16 protein-coding genes and 1 pseudogene are annotated in these 17,747 nt (G+C 63.8%); 9 read left to right on the top strand and 8 right to left on the bottom strand.

The window, feature by feature from the left end:
- Positions 1-100 precede the first annotated feature (100 nt).
- The 4 genes from ribBA to VGL01_RS04910 all read left to right on the top strand — a co-directional run bounded on the left by ribBA (position 101) and on the right by VGL01_RS04910 (position 3,531).
- Positions 101-1,231, top strand: coding sequence for a bifunctional 3,4-dihydroxy-2-butanone-4-phosphate synthase/GTP cyclohydrolase II (gene ribBA, locus VGL01_RS04895; protein ID WP_331567625.1), 1,131 nt, complete (start codon positions 101-103; stop codon positions 1,229-1,231).
- Between the two features lie 57 nt (positions 1,232-1,288).
- Entirely contained in the window at positions 1,289-1,798 is a 510-nt protein-coding gene (gene ribH, locus VGL01_RS04900) for a 6,7-dimethyl-8-ribityllumazine synthase (RefSeq protein WP_331567627.1), read from the top strand.
- Positions 1,795-2,232 carry a transcription antitermination factor NusB gene (nusB, locus tag VGL01_RS04905; protein ID WP_331567629.1) on the top strand — a complete coding sequence of 146 codons (438 nt, stop codon included), beginning with the start codon at positions 1,795-1,797 and terminating at the stop codon, positions 2,230-2,232. Before ribH ends, nusB begins: the two co-directional genes overlap by 4 nt.
- Before the next feature lie 99 nt (positions 2,233-2,331).
- A complete protein-coding gene (locus VGL01_RS04910; RefSeq protein WP_331567631.1) occupies positions 2,332-3,531 on the top strand; it encodes a pyridoxal phosphate-dependent aminotransferase in 1,200 nt (399 codons plus the stop codon).
- A gap of 100 nt (positions 3,532-3,631) precedes the next feature.
- Here VGL01_RS04910 and VGL01_RS04915 read toward each other — a convergent pair whose 3' ends face one another.
- Positions 3,632-4,768 (bottom strand): transglycosylase SLT domain-containing protein, encoded by a 1,137-nt coding sequence (locus tag VGL01_RS04915; protein WP_331567633.1) that lies wholly within the window; start codon positions 4,766-4,768, stop codon positions 3,632-3,634.
- Between the two features lie 604 nt (positions 4,769-5,372).
- On the opposite strand from VGL01_RS04915, the gene VGL01_RS04920 reads away from it, so the two are divergent.
- Both VGL01_RS04920 and VGL01_RS04925 read left to right on the top strand, forming a co-directional pair.
- A complete protein-coding gene (locus tag VGL01_RS04920; protein ID WP_331567635.1) occupies positions 5,373-6,947 on the top strand; it encodes a UbiD family decarboxylase in 1,575 nt (524 codons plus the stop codon).
- Positions 6,948-6,981: 34 nt separating this feature from the next.
- Positions 6,982-7,659, top strand: coding sequence for a LysE family translocator (locus VGL01_RS04925; protein WP_331567637.1), 678 nt, complete (start codon positions 6,982-6,984; stop codon positions 7,657-7,659).
- A gap of 111 nt (positions 7,660-7,770) precedes the next feature.
- Here VGL01_RS04925 and VGL01_RS04930 read toward each other — a convergent pair whose 3' ends face one another.
- Together VGL01_RS04930 and VGL01_RS04935 are read right to left on the bottom strand one after the other, a co-directional pair.
- Positions 7,771-8,049, bottom strand: coding sequence for a hypothetical protein (locus tag VGL01_RS04930; protein WP_331567639.1), 279 nt, complete (start codon positions 8,047-8,049; stop codon positions 7,771-7,773).
- Between the two features lie 316 nt (positions 8,050-8,365).
- On the bottom strand, positions 8,366-8,527 hold the full coding sequence (locus tag VGL01_RS04935; RefSeq protein WP_173259740.1) for a hypothetical protein: 162 nt from the start codon (positions 8,525-8,527) through the stop codon (positions 8,366-8,368).
- A 326-nt stretch (positions 8,528-8,853) separates the two neighbouring features.
- Between VGL01_RS04935 and VGL01_RS04940 the strand changes: the two genes are divergently transcribed.
- A complete protein-coding gene (locus VGL01_RS04940; protein WP_331567726.1) occupies positions 8,854-9,783 on the top strand; it encodes a Rossmann-like and DUF2520 domain-containing protein in 930 nt (309 codons plus the stop codon).
- Positions 9,784-9,846: 63 nt separating this feature from the next.
- Positions 9,847-10,410, top strand: a complete 564-nt coding sequence (locus VGL01_RS04945; RefSeq protein ID WP_331567641.1) for a YggT family protein — start codon at positions 9,847-9,849, stop codon at positions 10,408-10,410.
- A 98-nt stretch (positions 10,411-10,508) separates the two neighbouring features.
- Here the strand turns inward: VGL01_RS04945 and VGL01_RS04950 are convergent, their stop codons facing one another.
- Entirely contained in the window at positions 10,509-11,264 is a 756-nt protein-coding gene (locus VGL01_RS04950) for an SDR family oxidoreductase (RefSeq protein ID WP_331567643.1), read from the bottom strand.
- A gap of 236 nt (positions 11,265-11,500) precedes the next feature.
- Between VGL01_RS04950 and VGL01_RS04955 the strand changes: the two genes are divergently transcribed.
- The gene (locus VGL01_RS04955; RefSeq protein ID WP_331567645.1) at positions 11,501-12,502 is read left to right on the top strand and encodes a LysR family transcriptional regulator; all 1,002 of its coding nucleotides are present in this window, start codon (positions 11,501-11,503) and stop codon (positions 12,500-12,502) included.
- 28 nt (positions 12,503-12,530) lie between these two features.
- Here VGL01_RS04955 and VGL01_RS04960 read toward each other — a convergent pair whose 3' ends face one another.
- From VGL01_RS04960 to VGL01_RS26115, 4 genes and pseudogenes are all read right to left on the bottom strand, one after another.
- A complete protein-coding gene (locus VGL01_RS04960; protein ID WP_331567647.1) occupies positions 12,531-14,084 on the bottom strand; it encodes a DHA2 family efflux MFS transporter permease subunit in 1,554 nt (517 codons plus the stop codon).
- 105 nt (positions 14,085-14,189) lie between these two features.
- Positions 14,190-15,506 carry an HlyD family efflux transporter periplasmic adaptor subunit gene (locus VGL01_RS04965; protein WP_331567649.1) on the bottom strand — a complete coding sequence of 439 codons (1,317 nt, stop codon included), beginning with the start codon at positions 15,504-15,506 and terminating at the stop codon, positions 14,190-14,192.
- 33 nt (positions 15,507-15,539) lie between these two features.
- On the bottom strand, positions 15,540-17,054 hold the full coding sequence (locus VGL01_RS04970; RefSeq protein WP_331567728.1) for an efflux transporter outer membrane subunit: 1,515 nt from the start codon (positions 17,052-17,054) through the stop codon (positions 15,540-15,542).
- Positions 17,055-17,165: 111 nt separating this feature from the next.
- Positions 17,166-17,519: pseudogene (locus tag VGL01_RS26115) on the bottom strand (lecithin retinol acyltransferase family protein); the annotation flags it as partial.
- Positions 17,520-17,747: the final 228 nt, after the last annotated feature.

Genomic DNA, 17,747 nt, shown 5'->3' on the forward strand with positions numbered 1-17,747 from the left:
ACCGAACGAATAGAGCGAATGCACGCACGCGGACGCGGGATTGCGGCCACGACCGTCAGGCTGGCGTAAAATACGCGCTTTCCCGAACAAGCCCACCGACATGACCCTCGCCTCCACACCCGAGATCATCGCCGAACTGAAGGCCGGCCGCATGGTGATCCTCGTCGACGAAGAGGATCGCGAAAACGAGGGCGACCTCGTCCTTGCCGCCGATTTCGTCACACCGGAAGCGATCAACTTCATGGCCCGCTACGGTCGCGGCCTCGTCTGCCTGACCCTGACGCAGGAGCGCTGCAAGCAGCTGCACCTGCCGCTCATGACCTACCGCAACGGTACGCAGTACGGCACGGCATTCACGGTCAGCATCGAAGCGGCCGAGGGCGTCACAACGGGCATTTCCGCAGCCGACCGTGCACGCACGGTCGCGGCGGCCGTCGCACGCGATGCCCGTCCCGAGCACATCGTCCAGCCCGGCCATGTGTTCCCGATCATGGCGCAGCCGGGCGGCGTGCTCGTGCGCGCCGGGCATACCGAGGCCGGCTGCGACCTCGCGGCGCTCGCCGGGCTGACACCGGCCGCCGTGATCTGCGAGGTCATCAAGGACGACGGCACGATGGCACGCCTGCCCGATCTGCTCGAATTCGGCGCGCAGCACGGCCTGAAGACGGGCACGATCGCCGATCTGATCCACTACCGCAGCCGCACCGAATCGATCGTCACGCGCGTTGCCGAGCGCACGATGCAAACGGCGCACGGTGCGTTTCGTGCCGTCCTTTATCAGGACCACCCGAGCGGCTCGCCGCATCTCGCGCTCGTGCGTGGGACACCGTCGCCCGAACGCGACACGCTCGTTCGCGTGCACGAGCCGCTGTCGGTGCTCGATCTGCTCGAAGTAGGCAGCTCGACGCACTCGTGGACGCTCGACGCAGCCATGAAAGAAATCGCCTCGCGCGATCTCGGCGTCATCGTCATGCTCAATTGCGGCGACTCCAAGGACCATCTGGTCGACGTCTTCAAGGCCTTCGACGAAAAGGAGAAGGCCGAGCAGTTGAAGCGCCGCCCCGTCGATTTCAAGACCTATGGCATCGGCGCACAGATCCTGCGCGAGCTCGGCGTAGGCAAGATGCAGGTGCTGTCGAATCCGCGGCGCCTCGGCAGCATGTCCGGCTACGGCCTCGAAGTCACCGGTTTCGTGCCGATGCCCGGCGCCGCCGCGACGAAAAGCGCATAATCGGCCGTCGCCGCATCGGTTGCGACTCGCCCCCTTTCTCTTCTCACGGACAACCCCATGGAAATCGGACAATACCAACCGAATCTCGACGGCGACGGCCTGCGAATCGGCATCGTCCAGTCGCGTTTCAACGAACCGGTCTGCAACGGGCTCGTCGACGCCTGCATCGAAGAGCTCGAACGGCTCGGCGTGACGGGCGAAGACGTGCTGCTCGTCACGGTGCCGGGCGCGCTCGAAATCCCGCTCGCGCTGCAAAAGCTTGCCGAGAGCGGCCAGTTCGACGCGCTCATCGCGCTCGGCGCCGTCATTCGCGGCGAAACCTATCACTTCGAACTCGTTTCGAATGAAAGCGGCGCCGGCATCACGCGCATTGCGCTCGACTTCGGCATTCCCGTCGCCAACGCGGTGCTCACCACCGATAGCGACGACCAGGCCGTTGCGCGCATGACCGAGAAGGGCCGGGACGCGGCGCGCGTCGCAATCGAAATGGCGAATTTGTCGGTCGCGCTCGAGCAACTGAGCGGCGACGATGAAGACGAAGACGAGGAAGAAGAGGACGAGGCATGAAGAGTGCACGACGCCGCTCCCGTGAACTGGCCACGCAGGGGTTGTATCAGTGGCTGCTGTCGGGTGCCGCCGCCGGTGAGATCGATGCCCAGTTGCGCGGCGCGCAAGGGTTCGACAAGGCAGACAAGGAGCATCTCGACGCGCTGCTGCATGGCGTGATCCGGGACGCCGCCGATCTGTCGGCCGACCTCGCGCCGTGTCTCGATCGACCGATCGAACAGCTCTCCCCCGTGGAGCGCGCCGTGCTGCTCGTCGCCGCTTACGAGTTCAAGTGCCACCCCGACATCCCCTACCGTGTCGTCATCAACGAAGCAGTCGAGCTCGCCAAGACGTTCGGCGGCGTGGATGGCTACAAGTATGTGAACGGCGTGCTCGACAAGCTCGCGCTCACGCTGCGCCCCGGCGAAGCGCAGGCAAGCCGCGGCAGCCACTGATCGGGCGCGCCCGCGCCGACGCAGCCAACGGCCGCGCCCGTGCCCGTGCATCGCGGCGCGGGCCGCCCCCTCTCCTACTGAAATCGAACGCGCATCAGCATGACCGTCGCCACCGAACCGCTCGTCAAGCTCGCTTCGCGAGTCGACGCGATCGCCCCGTTCTACGTCATGGAGCTCGCCAAGCAAGCCGCGCAGCTCGAGCGCGCGGGGCGCGACATTATTCATATGGGCATCGGCGAGCCCGACTTCACGGCGCCCGAGCCTGTCATCGAGGCCGCCGCGCAGGCACTGCGGCGCGGCGTGACGAAGTACACCGGCGCGCTGGGCATCACCCCGCTGCGCGAAGCGATTTCCGATTACTACGCGCGCGTTTATGGCGTCTCGATCGATCCGGGTCGCATCATCCTGACGGCCGGTGCATCGGCGGCTTTGCTGCTCGCCTGCGCGGCGCTCGTCGATCGCGACGACGAAGTCCTGATGCCCGACCCATCGTATCCGTGCAACCGGCATTTCGTGGCAGCGACGGAAGGCAAACCGGTTCTCGTGCCGAGCGGCCCCGAGGCGCGCTTCCAGTTGAGCGCAAGCGATATCGAAACGCACTGGGGCCGACGTACGCGCGGCGTGCTGCTCGCTTCGCCATCGAATCCCACCGGCACGTCGATCGCTCCGGCCGAACTCGAGCGCATCGTCCATGCCGTACGCGCGCGTGGCGGCTTTACGATCGTCGATGAGATTTATCAGGGGCTGTGGTACGACGCGCGTCCCGTGTCGGCGCTCTCGTTTGGCGACGATGTGGTCACGGTCAACAGCTTTTCGAAGTACTTCAACATGACCGGCTGGCGGCTCGGTTGGCTGGTCGTGCCGCCCTCGATGATCGATGCTTTCGAAAAGCTCGCGCAGAACCTCTTCATCTGCGCGTCGGCGCTCGCGCAGCACGCGGCGCTGGCCTGTTTCGAACCCGAAACGATCGCGATCTACGAAGGCCGCCGGCTCGAATTCAAGCGGCGCCGCGATTTTGTCGTACCGGCGCTGAGCTCGCTCGGCTTTTCGGTGCCCGTCGTTCCCGACGGCGCGTTTTATGTCTATGCGGACTGCCGCGGCGTGCCGCACCCCGCGGCCGGCGACAGCGCCGAGCTCGCGAAGGCCATGCTGCACGATGCGGGCGTCGCGCTCGTCCCCGGGCTCGATTTCGGCGTTCACGCACCGCGCAACTATATTCGTCTGTCGTATGCGACGGCCTATCCGCTCATCGAGGAAGCCGTCGCCCGGCTGGGCCGGCTGTTCGGCCGGTCAGTCTAGTAAGACTGAACAGCCCCCCGCCGCAGCCCGCGGCGATCGCCCACAAAAATAAGCACCCGGCCGGGTGCTTTTTTTGTATCGGGCTCGCGTACGGCGTGGCTTACGCGCCAAGCTCCGAGCCGCCGCTCCCATGCTGCGTGTCGGCGTTGCCATCGCTGCCCGTATCGCTGTCGCTGCGGACGGGCGCCGTGCTCTTGACCGTGGCAGCCGCGGGATGATTGCTGTTCAGCGCGACCTGCACGCGCTTGTTCGAGGCGACCACGGCACGCTGCGGTTGAGGCTGCGGCGCCTGCGGCGCGTTGATGGGTACCGAGCGCCCGCGCGCGACGTCGCGCAATCGCGCCCGCTCCGCCATCACTTTTGCACCGTAGCCGCCATCGTCAGGCGACGTGGAACCGACATAGAAGCGCAAGCCCTCGGCAAGCGAGCCGCCGCGCGCGATGCAGTCCTTCAGCACGAGTGCGCCCACCGTGATATTGGCGAGCGGCTCGAGTGCCGCCGTCGTCCCCCCGAAATACTCGAACTTGTCGGAGTGGACCTTCGCCATCACCTGCATGAGGCCTTGTGCGCCTACTCCGCTTTCCGCGTAGGGATTGAAGCCCGATTCGATCGCCATGACCGCGAGCAGCAAGAGCGGATCGAGGCCGACCTGGCGGCCCGTTTCGAACGCCGCTTTCACGAGCTCGGAGACCGGTTCCTGTGCGACGTGATAACGGCGTGCCAGATACGAGGCGACGAGCGCCTGCTCGCGCACCGAGACGAGAACACGGTCGTCGCGCGCCTCCGCGGCCACGCGCTGCGAGGAAATCGTCTTCGCGAGCAGATCGACGCTCGTCGGGGTGCGTGCATCGAGCGAGGTTGCGCTGCTTGCGACACTGAGCCCGCTCGCGCCGCTGCCATCGAAAGCGCCGTCATAGCGCGCGTTGTCGGCGTTGATCGGGTTGGCACTGAGCGTCTCGTCGCGGGACGCGGCATGGGCCGGCGCGAACGGCGGCAGGGGATGGCCGCTCAACAGACGCGCGGGGCCGGCCTCGACGGCGGCCGTCAGCACCGGCATCAGCTTGGCTGCGAGCGTCCCACGCACCGTCGGCAACAGCCACAACGCGAGCGCCACCGCCACGGCGCACGCGCCGACGATGCTGAACAGATGGTGGCTGACACGCGTTCCACGGCGCAACGCTGCCCGCACGAGCGGGGCGAAGCGAACCTCGGGACGCCACGATAACCAAGTATTCATTCAGTTCTCCCATTGGGCATGGCCTCGCGAGGGGTACTGCGGCGCATGGAGCGCATATCGCGAAAGCCAAGGCGTGCACGGCCTTGGTTGGGACCGCGGCGACGCCGGGATACGGCACGGTACCGTCGAATACGGTACCGGACCGTGTGGAGAGCCACATCGGAGCAAAAGGACCGTCGGCATGCCCCGAAGGCATGCACGCGGTGGCTCTCACACGCAAACGCCAGCGGCACGAAGCGCTGGCAAGAACAACCATCGGACCGGGCACCGTGCAAGGCGGCGAGCGGTGACGCGGTGCGTCAATGACCGGGATATAGAACTCGAATCGCATTGGCCCAGCAGCCAATGCCGACGGATTCTAGCAGGCTTTTATAGATCGTCAATGCTACAAATTCTCAAATTCATAACTAAATGTAATTAAAGAAGGGCTCCAAACGGCCGAAAACTATGCCTCACGTGCGTTTCGGGCCGGTTGTGAAAACGCTTTCGACGACGCGATTCCGCCCTCGACGAGTACAATCGCAGGCCATCCGGCCCCCTCGCGGTAGCGGGGAACGGCCCTCATTCAAAGCGCCGCGCATCGGCCGCCGCCTGACCGTAATCCATGAAATACAAAGACTTGCGTGATTTTGTCGAGCGCCTGGAAGCAACGGGCGAACTGCGCCGCATCAATCATCCGGTGTCGCCTGTCCTCGAAATGACCGAGCTCGCCGATCGCGTGTTGCGCGCGGGCGGCCCGGCACTGCTTTTCGACGCGCCGACCGGCTACCGGTTTCCCGTACTCGCGAACCTCTTCGGCACGACGCGGCGCATCGCGCTCGGCATGGGTATCGATAGCGCCGGCGCGGCCAGCGACGGTGCCGCGCTGGAGTCGCTGCGCGATATCGGCCGGCTCCTGTCCGCATTGAAGGAGCCCGAGCCGCCCAAGGGGCTGAAAGACGCCGGCAAGCTGATCTCGCTCGCCAAGGCGGTCTGGGACATGGCACCGAAGACGGTGAGCTCGCCGCCGTGCCAGGAGATCGTCTGGGAGGGCAACGACGTAGATCTCGCGAAGCTGCCGATCCAGACCTGCTGGCCCGGCGATGCGGCGCCGCTCGTCACGTGGGGCCTGACGGTCACGCGAGGACCCAACAAGGCCCGGCAAAACCTCGGCATCTACCGACAACAGCTGATCGGCCGCAACAAGCTCATCATGCGCTGGCTCGCGCATCGCGGGGGCGCGCTGGACTTCCGTGAGTTCGCGCTCAAGCACCCGGGCCAGCCCTACCCGGTCGCCGTCGTGCTGGGCGCCGATCCGGCGACGATCCTCGGAGCGGTCACGCCTGTGCCCGACACGCTCTCCGAGTACCAGTTCGCCGGACTGCTGCGCGGCGGGCGCACCGAACTCGCCAAGTGCCTCACGCCCGGCGTGGACACATTGCAGGTACCCGCACGCGCGGAGATCGTGCTCGAAGGGTTCATTCATCCGCAGGCAGACGACGCCACGGCCGTCCCGCCCGGCGCCCCCGCGCGCCCGTCGCGCGGCCCCGCCGCGGCCTATGAACATGCGCTGGAGGGGCCCTACGGCGACCATACCGGCTACTACAACGAGCAGGAGTGGTTCCCTGTCTTCACCGTCGAGCGCATCACGATGCGCCGCGACGCGATTTACCATTCGACCTACACCGGAAAACCGCCCGACGAGCCCGCCATGCTCGGCGTCGCGCTGAACGAAGTGTTCGTCCCGTTGCTGCAAAAGCAGTTTCCCGAGATCACGGACTTCTACCTGCCGCCCGAAGGATGCAGCTATCGGATGGCCATCGTGCAGATGAAGAAGAGCTACGCCGGGCACGCGAAGCGCGTCATGTTCGGCGTCTGGAGTTTTCTGCGGCAGTTCATGTACACGAAGTTCATCGTGGTCGTCGATGACGATGTCGACGTGCGCGATTGGAAAGAAGTGATATGGGCCGTTACGACACGGGTCGACCCCGCGCGCGATACGCTGCTCGTCGAACGTACCCCCATCGACTATCTCGATTTCGCGTCGCCCGTGGCCGGTCTCGGCTCGAAGATGGGTATCGACGCAACCAATAAATGGCCGGGCGAAACCGATCGCGAATGGGGACGTCCCATCTCGATGGATCCGGCCGTGAAAGCACGCGTCGATACGCTGTGGGACCAGCTTGGCTTCGGCCGTTGATATTGCCGGCAAACGAACGCACGGCAAAACTGCTATGTACTCCCATTCCGCATCGATGCTGTCAAACGGCTTTTTTCTGTCTTTATCGCTGTGCCTCGACATCGGGCTCGTCAACGTCGCGATGCTTTCGCTGACGTTGCGGCACGGCTTCAAATCGGGGTTCTGGCTCGGGCTGGGGTCCTGCTTCGGCGATCTGGCCTATGCGACGCTCGCTCTCGCAGGGATGACCGCGCTGTTGCGCTTCGAAGCCGTCCGCTGGATCGTCTGGCTCGGCGGCGCCGCCATGCTGCTCTACCTGACCGGGAAGATGGCGCGCGAAGCGCTCGCGAGTTGCGCGGTCGTAGCGGACTCGACGGCGGCGCATGCAGACGCGTCGTCCGCTCCGGCGCGTGGGTTCGTGCGCGGTGCCATGCTCGCCCTCTCCTCGCCTTCGGCCATCGTCTGGTTCGCCGCGGTGGGCGGTGCGCTGATCGCGCGGGCCGGCGCGACCGATGCGCGCGCGGCTTCCGTGTTTCTCGGCGGATTCTTTCTCGGCGGACTCGCGTGGACGCTTTTTCTGTGCGTACTGGCCAGCCACGGACGCAAGCGCGCCGGCTCGGGCCTCTTACGCGCCTGCCACATCGTTTCCGCGCTGCTGTTCGCTTATTTGTCCTATAGCGTCATCGTGGACGGATACAGGGACCTCATCGTGCATATCGCGCGAACGGCTTGACGCATTCGCGCGGCGGTCGATAAAAAACGGCGCAACACCGCGGCAAAGCCTGTGTTGCGCCGCTTTTACGGCACCTGCGTCAGCGCGAACGCACCGGCGCATGGAACGCGATCAATAGCCCCAGGGGCGGCCCCGATAGCCTCGATGGTGGTGGTGCCATGGGCGGCCGTAATAACCGCCGACATAAGCCGGCGGCCCATAGACGACGGGCGGCGGCGCGTAGTAAACCGGCGGCGGCGCATAGTAAACCGGCGGCGGCGGCGAATAGACCGGATAGGCCGGCGCAATCGGGAAACCAATCCCGACGCCGACCGACACGTGTGCCTGCGCCGTGGCGGCGAACCCCACGCCAGCCGCAGCCACTGCTATCAACGCAACGAGCTTTTTCATTTCTATTCCTTTGCGGTGCAGGTGCGGCGCCCACAACGGCGCACGACTGACCCATGCACTGACATGTCAAATGTATAGAAAAAGCGTCGCACACACCGTGTGCATTTGTTGCAAATTGCAATTGCGCTGCGCGCCCAGCGCCGGGCCGCGCCATCGTCCGAGCGGAAGCAGCGACCGCCGCCGGTCCTCTTTACCGACCCACGGCTGCCGCGCCCACATTCATCGGTAATCTTTGATTACAAAACGATGTGTCGGACCCACACCCCGGCACCTGGACGCCGGGGCGGCGCGACGAACCCGCAGACGGGTTGCCGCGTCAGCCGACCTTCACATAGGTGAATTCGCGCGTAATGGCGGGGGGCACGTAGGCGCCACCGATCTTGACGCGCGGCGTCAGGCGCTTTTTCTGGTCCCACCAGATGCGCCGTTGCGAGGGACTCAAAAAGCGCAAGTGTTTGCGATAGGAAAAGACGTTCATCGTGACCTCCCATACATGGCTGCAACACCGGAACGAAAATACAACGCGAACTCATTCCAACCTTCGTCCATGCACCGGCGCGACGCGGGTGGCGTCCGTGCCCGCCTGGCGGCCTGCGACCGACGCCTTGCGGTCACATCGCACTTGTTCGTTATGCTGCCACTTTCTGCTCTGGCTCTCATACCACACCCGAAAACGATCCCCGAAAATCAGCACGAATCCCGGTTGCGCAACACGGGGAGTGTGGGCTAACGGCGACGCCGCTCGCCGCTGACAATCGAGATGCGCGATACTGCGGCGAATTGCATTTGCCCATCTTTCCCGACATGCCGTTTTCCCTCGCTCCGCGGCTCGGCTTCATCGGCGCCGGCCGGCTTGCCCGCTGTCTGGCGCTCGGCTTCGCGCGCGCCGGCTATCCCGTGACTGCCGTCGCGAGCCGCCGCGGCGATACCGCGCGTGAGCTTGCCACCGTGCTCGGCGCCTGCCAGGCCGTGGAAGATCCGCAACAGGTCGTCGAAGCCGCCGATATCGTCTTTTTAGCGACTCCCGATGACAGCATCGGTACGATCGCGAACACATTACAGTTCGATGGCGCCATCGCGCGCGGCGCCCGCAAGGCGCTCGTGCACTGTTCTGGGGCAACCGGCGTCGACATACTGGCCGGCGCCGCGGCGCAAGGCGTGCTGACCGGCGGCTTCCATCCGCTCTTTCTCTTCAGCGGCGCCCCAGGGGACATGGACCGTATCGCGGGCTGCTCGATCACGATCGAAGCGAACGACGAGCTTGCCCAAGCATTGAAAACGCTGGCGCGCAGTATGTCGTGCCATCCGCTCGAGATTCCGGCCGGGCAACGGATGCTCTATCACGGAGCAGCCCACTATGCCGCAAGCTTCGCGCTTTGCGCACTGTCCGAAGCCGTGGAACTCTGGCGCACGCTCGGGTTGAACGAGGAAGACGCGTTGCGGGCGTTGCTGCCGATGCTGAGCGGCACCATCGACACAGCCCGGGAGAAAGGCTTGGCCAATGCCCTCGCGGGCCCGGTTTCGCGCGGCGATGCGGCGCTGCTGCAAAAGCAATTGGCTTGCTTCGAGGCGCTCGGCAGCGATCACGCCGCGCTTTATGGGCTGCTCACCCGCCGTGCCGTGGCGCTGGCGCGGCAGCGTGCGAATCCACCGGCGACACTCGATGCAATCGATCGCATCGTGGAGGATTCGCTCGCCCGTACGCTGCAAGTGCAAGCCGCAAGTAAGCCGTGATATGGTGACGACCGGCGCGGCGCGCCGCACTTTCCTAAGAACCCAAGAACGAAAGGACCAACGATGTTCGGCGATATCGCCCGCTTTCTGCTCAACACCGTATTCACGCTTTTCGGGGCTGCGCTCCTCCTGCGGGCGTGGATCGTCGCGGTACGCATGCCGCCTTACAACCCGGTCTCGAACGCGGTCAACCACGCAACGAACTGGCTCGTGCTGCCCTTGCGCCATGTCTTCAAGACGGCGCGCGGAATCGACTGGGCGAGCCTGGTCGCCGCGCTGATCGCGGCGATCGTCTATGTGGTGCTGATGGTGTCGGTCGCCGGTGTCGATCCGCTCGGGCTCGCGCCCGTCATCGCGATCGTGGCGTTGCTGACCGTCATCAAATGGGCGTTGAACCTGCTCGTCTGGCTGACGATCCTGATGGCGTTGCTCTCATGGCTCAATCCGAGCTCGCCCGCCATGCCGATCCTGTATCAGCTGACCGCGCCGTTTCTCAATCCGCTGCGGCGCGTGCTGCCGCGCTTCGGCGGCATCGATTTGTCGCCGATCCTGCTCTTCGTCATCGTTCAGGTGCTGTTGATGATCGTGACGCGCGTGGCCGTTTCGCTGACGCTGTTCGGCATTTGAAGCGGCGGCGAGCGGGTCGCAAAGCGGGCGCGGCCGGGATACGGCACGAGGCATCGGCGAGTGCGCACTTCATTCCGTTGCCGCATCCCGGCACGGCATCAAGCGCGCACCTGAGCGCTGCGGCACCATTCGTCGAAACCAATGCGGCCTAGACGCGCCTCGCCCAACGGCACGAGCGAACGCTCTTCGACCACGCCGCCGAAATAACGGGCCTCCGGGTCGCGTACGACTTCGCGCACATCACCGACTGCCTTCAGATAGCGAGCGATGATTTCGTCGAACGGCGCGCGCTCCGGGCCAGCGATCTCGACGATCCCGTTTCGCGGCGCCGCGAGCGCCACCTGGGCAACGAAGGCCGCGACGTCGTCGGCCGCGATGGGCTGGAACAGACCGGGCGAGAGCCGCACGACGTTTCCAACGGTACCGGCATCGGCAATGCCGCGCAGGAATTCCATGAACTGAGTCGAACGGATGATGGTGTAAGGCACACCCGAAGCCTCGATCAGTTTCTCTTGAGCAACCTTGGCGCGGAAATAGCCGTTCTCGGGCGTCCGGTCCGCACCGACGATCGACAGCGCGACATGGTGACCGACGCCGGCGGCGGCCTCCGCCGCATGAACGTTGCGGCCGGAAGTCTCGAAGAATTCCCGCACTGCCTTGTCTTCGAACGAGGGCGAATTGGCGAGATCGACTACCACCTGCGCGCCGGCAATGGCCGCATGGAGCCCCTCGCCGGTGATGCTGTTGATGCCATTATTGGGCGAGGCCGCGACGACGACATGGCCACCTTGACGCAGAATAGCGACGGTCTTCGAGCCGATCAGGCCCGTACCGCCAATGACGACGATCCTCATGATTCACCCTCCATCTGGTTAGCGGCAAGGCGCCGGAGGAACTCATCGTAAAGGGGAGGCGCGTATCGCGGTAGACACGCAAACAGGCTCACTGTGTTGTCCTAATAGCAGCAATCGAAGTCGCTCAACCGCGCAGCGAGTCGCGACGCCCTGCAATAGATGAAGCCGCGAACCGTGTCACAAACGGCAGCGCAGATACGTCTAGTTCGCTTATGGACTCCAAGACTTGCGCTCCCATGTCAACGTACCCCTCACGCTTCCCCCTTTCGGGCGCGGACGATCAGTTCGCAAGCAAAATGGCGACCAGTTTTGCTTGCGTCGTTTCTTTTTTGGCCGTCGCCAGCGAAGGCAACTTTTCCCGCGCGGGCGACCGCCTCGGCATCGGTCGCTCTTCGGTCAGCCGGAACGTACAGAAACTCGAGGCCCAACTCGACACGCGTCTCTTTTTGCGCACGACTCGCAGTACGTCGCTGACGCGCGAGGGCGAGCTCTTCTATGAGAACTGTCAGCCGGGTATGGAGCGCATCGCCCAGGCGCTCGAAGACATGCGAGAGCTGCGTACCGGGCCGCCGCGCGGCCATCTGCGCATCGGTTCGACGCCCGGCTTCGGCCGCAAGGTCGTCGCGCCGCTATTGCAGAACTTTCACATGCAATATCCCGAGATCGAGCTCGAATTGCTGCTGAACGATCAGCCCGCCGACTTCACCGCCGATCGAATCGACGTGTCCTTTCGCGAGGGTCGCATGGAAGACAGCGGAATCGTGGCTCGGCAGTTGATCCCCATGCAGATGATTGCCTGCGCGTCACGCGGTTATGCGCGGATTCACGGTTTGCCGCGCCACGTCGACGAGCTCCCGAATCATCGCTGCATCAACTTCCGGACGGCTTCGGGCCGCATCAGGGAATGGGAGTTCAAGATCGACGGGGTCGCGCAGCGGCGCCAGCCTTTCGCGCAGCAAACGTTCAACGACGCGGATCTGGTGCTGCAGGCGGTGCGCCACGGAGTGGGCATCGCTCAGTTGCCCGCCTACCAAGTCTGCGACCTGCTCGAGGATGGACAACTGCTCAGCTGTCTCGCGCAGCATGCACCCGACGATGGCGGCCACTATATCTGCTATCTCAGCCGCAAGCATCTTCCGGCCCGAATCCGGGTGTTCATCGACTACATGATCGAGCACACCAGAGCACTCGATCTGCAGTGTCTGCCGACGATGCCGACCTTATCGACAGTCGAATGACGGTAAGAAGGCACTGGAAGTGCCTGCTTCAGTGCGCCACTGCCGTCGCCGCGCCGCCGGCCTTCGCGGGCCGAGTGAGCCATACCAGCGGAATGATCGCAATGAAGATCATCGACGAGAGCCAGAAGATGTCGTTCAGTCCGAGCATCGCGGCCTGCGCATTCAGCGAGTGTTCGAAGAATGCCGCGGCCTGATCCATACCACCGCCGAGCATCGCGCGAAGGTTCGCGATGGAGCTCACATAGTCGGGGTTGTTCACGCTCGATTGTTCGACGAGCTGCGCATGATGCAATATCGTGCGGTCGTTCCAGCCCGTCGAGATCAACGATGTGCCGACACCTCCCGCGAGCACGCGCATGAAGTTGGACAAGCCGGCGGCCGCCGGAATCTTGTCCACCGACAGCCCCGACAAAATGATCGCGGTAAGCGGCGTAAAAAAGAGTGCCATGGGAATGCCTTGCAACAGCGTCGGCAGCACCAAGGTATATGCGTCGACGTCTGTCGTGTAATGCGAACGCATGAAGAACACCGCTGCAAAGCCGAGAAAGGCCAGCGTCGCGAGGATCCGCGCATCGGACTTCGGCAAGATCTTCGCCATCACGGGCGCGAGCAGCACGGCGAAGATTCCGAGCGGCGCCGTCACGAGACCGGCATCCACCGAACGATAGCCTAGATAACCCTGAATCCACTGCGGCAGGATCACGAGGTTCGAGAAGAACACCGCGTACGAGATCGAGATCGCAATTGTGCCGCCGCGGAAGTTGCGTTGCGCAAAGAGGCGAAGATCGACGATCGGGTTCTTCTCCGTGAGCTCCCAGATCAGGAAGAACAGGAAGCTGATGGCGGCAACGACGGCGAGCGTGCAAATCACGGGCGAGTTGAACCAATCGAGATCCTTGCCCTTGTCGAGCATGATCTGCAGCGACGCAACCCACGCGATCAGCGACAGCAGCCCCACCTTGTCGATGGAAAGCTTTCGCGCCGGGGAATCGCGGTCACGGTAGATCACCCAGGTGACGACGGCGGCAAACAGCCCCACGGGTATGTTGATATAGAAGATCCACGACCAGCTATAGCTGTCAGTGATCCAGCCGCCCAGCGCAGGACCTGCAATCGGCCCGACTGTCGCCGTCATCGCCCACAGCGACAGCGCCGTCGAACTTCTTTCCTTCGGATACGAGCCGAGCAAAATGGCCTGCGACAGCGGAATCAGCGGACCTGCGACGGCTCCCTGCAACACGCGAGCAGCGAGTAGCACGATCAGGTTCGGTGCGACGCCGCACAGCCACGACGAGAACACGAACAGCACGATCGCGGCCACGAATAGCCTGATCTGACCGACGCGCTGTGTCAGCCAACCCGTCAACGGAATCGCGACGGCATTGGCCGCCGCGAAAAGCGTGATCACCCATGTGCCTTCGTCGACGGATACGCCGAGATTGCCCGAGATGGTTGGAATCGCAACGTTGGCGATGGAAGAGTCGAGAACGTTCATGAACGTCGCGAGCGCGACCGCGATTGTCGCGAGGACCAGTTTGCCGCCTGTCAGCGGAGGTGGTGCAAGTTGCATCGAGGAATTCATCTCGCTTCCAGTCTGAAATTTTAGACAGGTCCGGCGTATCGATCCGGCCCGTCAGAGTAGTGAATGAACGGGAACACGAGCGCGGGTCGCGCTCCGGCAGGCAATTCAGCCTGCGTGCTGTTTGGCGTCACTCTTATCGCTTGGGTCGCCCTTTGCGGAAGGCATCGACGATATGACGTCGCCCATGGACCCCGCATGCGACGAAACGCTGTTCTGCGCGATGATCTTTTCGATCTCGGCATCTGCCTGCGCGCCGTATTCGGCAAACACATTTGTGCGATACGACGTGTTCCTGGCGGCGCCGAGCTGCGGGCCGGTCTCGTTGCGCGTATCCACGTCGACATCCATCGACAGGCCGATGCGCAGCGGATGCGCTTCGAGCTCCCTGCGATCGAGCTGGATGCGCACGGGCAGACGCTGAACGATCTTGATCCAATTGCCCGTCGCGTTCTGCGCGGGCAAGGTGGAGAACGCGCTGCCCGTGCCCGCTGAGAACCCGAGAACGCGGCCGTGGTAGCGGACCTTCCCGCCATACACATCGGCCGTCATCGTCACCGGTTGGCCGACGCGCATGTTGCGTAACTGGCTTTCCTTGTAATTCGCTTCGATCCACACACCCTCGAGCGGCACGATCGCCATCAGAGACGTGCCCGGCGACACGCGCTGCCCGACCTGCACCGAACGCCTCGCGACATAGCCGGTGACGGGCGCTGGCAACGTGTCGCGCGCATACGCGAGATATGCATCGCGAACTTTCGACGCGGCGGCCTGCACGTTCGGGTGCTGGCCGATCGTCGTGCGCCCGGTCAAGGCGCGATTGGCTTGCGCCTGTCGACGTGCGGCATCGAGCGCCGCCTGCGCGGCCGTCACGGCGTCACGCGCGTGCGCGATGTCTTCGGCCGACACGGCGCCCGTATCGGCGATGGCCTGGCGGCGGCGTAGATCATCCTGCGCACGGACCAGATCGGAGCGCTTCTGCGCGACGTTCGCGGCATAGAAATCGTTGTCCACATATAAACGGCTGACCTGCCGCACGGCCTGCCCGAGCAGGGCTTCCGCGTTGCCGAGCGCAACTCTCGCATCCGCGTTATCGAGCGTAACCACGGGGTCTCCTGCCTTCACCATCTGTGTATCGTCGGCATTCACGGCAACGACAGTGCCCGTCACCTGCGGCGTCAACTGCACGAGATTGCCGCTGACGTACGCATCGTCGGTAGATTCGTGGTAACGCGCATACGTCATGTAGTACGCACCGTAAGCCCCCGCCGAGACAACGACAGCCGCGCCGAGCAGCGCGAGCAGCAGCTTGCGCTTGCCCGTGTCGGGTCCGGTCGCGACTGCGGCTTTCGGGTCAGCTACTGCGTCATGTTTCGCGCCGCTCGTCCGGGTCTCCTGGCCCTCCACAGCATTGATTTCGCTCATTTCAGTTCTCCAGGCAAATTCGGTGGTGGCGCCTTAGCGTGCGGCGACAACAGGCGTTTTGAGTGCGGACGCTTGCGTGCGCGACGCTGCCGCAGAGTCTTGGTTCGACGTATCGACGAAACCGCCTCCAAGCGCCGAAGCCAGTGCAATCTGCTGATCTCGGCGGTTCATGCGCAAATCCGCGACAGCCTGATCGGCGGAAAGCGCGGCGACGTCGGCATTCAAAACCGTCAACTGATTCGTGAGACCAGCCTTGTACTGAATGAGCGCGAGCTTGTCGGCCTGGTGTGCGGCGTCCTGCGCGATCTGCGCATCCGCAAGCTGCGCATCCGTCGAACGGACATCCGCGAGTTGCTTGGCGACTTCGTTGAGCGCGCTCACGAGCGACTGGTTGTAGGTCGCGACTGCGTAGTCGAAGTCGGCGTAGCGGCCCTTCAGTTGTGCGCGCAGTTCGCCCGCGTCGAAGATGGGCAGATGGATGGCCGGACCGACCGATGCAGTGCGGCTCGCCGCCGTCAGAAAGCGGCCAAAGCCGAATGCGTCGAGCCCGATTGCAGCACTCAGGTTGATGTCGGGATAGAACTCGGCCTTCGCCTCGTTCACATCGTGTGTCATCGCATCGACACGCCATCGCGCAGCCACGATCTCCGGGCGGCGACTCAGGAGATCCGCCGGCAGATTGTCGGGCAGGCGCACATCGTCACCCATGCCCAGCGTCGGGCGCGCGATCTGCAAGCCGCGGTCGGGACCTGCGCCAAGCAGCGCAGCGATCTCATAGCGAACCGCGAGGATGCGTCCGTCGAGCGATTTCAGCGCGGCGCGGCTCGTCGCGAGATTGGCCTGCGCGGTCTTGCGCTCGACTTCCGTGTCCAGCCCCGTCGCGATGCGCCCCGCCGTGATCCGCTCGATCTGCTCGCGATGCGTGATTTCGTCTTGAGCGATGTCGCGCAGCACATACAGGCGCGCAAGCTGGTTGTACGTGCGAGCAATCGACGTCGTCAGCGTCAGCTTGACGACTTCCGCGTCGGCTCGGCTCGCCTGATGCAGCGAGATCGCCGCTTTCAGCGCTTCGCGGTTCTTGCCCCACAGATCGAGATCGTAGGACGCGCTCAAGAGGCCCTTGTTCTCGGTCTGCCACGAGCCGCCAAAAGGAGGCGGCACGAACGTCGTACTCGAGAACCGTTGACGCGTGAGCGCATAGTTCGCGTCGACTCGCGGCATCGTGCTCGCCTTCGCCGTTTCGCTGTAGGCCGATGCAGCCCCAACGCGTGCACGCGCCTGCTCTAGCGTCGGACTGCTTTTCAGCGCTTCCTCGATCAGCGCCTTGAGTTGCGCGTCGCCGAACTGGTCGGCCCAATTGGCGGCGGGCCAATGGCCTTGTTGCGCGGGAAGGCTTTGCCGAGTGGCATACTGCTGCGGCGCGGCCATTTTCGCGTCGCCGTGGATATCGGCATAGTTCACGCACGCCGACAGCGCCGCCGCGAACATCACCACACCCGGTTTCAGCGCACGCGATACGCACTGCCTGATGTTTGACTGAATGCTCATCTTCCGGCCCATCATGCATTCCTCTCTCGCAAGCGCGAACAGGGTCTTGATGCCTTGCCATGGATTCCTCATGCATCGGCGTACCTGTTCACTATGTCCGACACCTGACACACACCATGTGCAGAAGTGTTCGCAGTTATTGCTCAGCAGCCGATATCGGTCTTCGCCCAAGCGGGATCTGGCTCGCTCCACGGCATCTATCCCGGTATAAATGGCGTCCGGTACAGATCGAACCTTTATCCCTCTTCCCGCCGCAAAGCGGTGTAACGGGATATATTCAATGGGCCGACGTTGCGCGCAATGATGAAATCCACCGTAGTGAATTACCCGTCCATTTCCCGCATAAATTCCATGGTGCGTATAGCCTTCCCGCTCGGCGACAATATGCGCGCCAACTTCGATAGCGCATTCGGCGATGCCCAGCTCCGGTGAAGTTGTGCGGCAATCAAGATATGAAATTTCCATGGCGAACCGCCCATGTTATGGGTGCAATAAGACGCGAGTCCCTCCGAGATTCCGCTCGGAGATCCAATTGGATGCCCGCCTTGCGAGCCGCATCTTTCCGTTGTCAGGCCTGATTGGCTATGGAAGATTGCGATTTGAGAGGCGGATATCGGGCTTCAGATAATGCCGCTGAACGAGACGGCAATTGCAAGCCCGACACTCACCGCAGAAAGCATGATCCAGCCTGCA

The organism is Trinickia sp. (assembly GCF_036503415.1).
Classification (GTDB): domain Bacteria; phylum Pseudomonadota; class Gammaproteobacteria; order Burkholderiales; family Burkholderiaceae; genus Trinickia.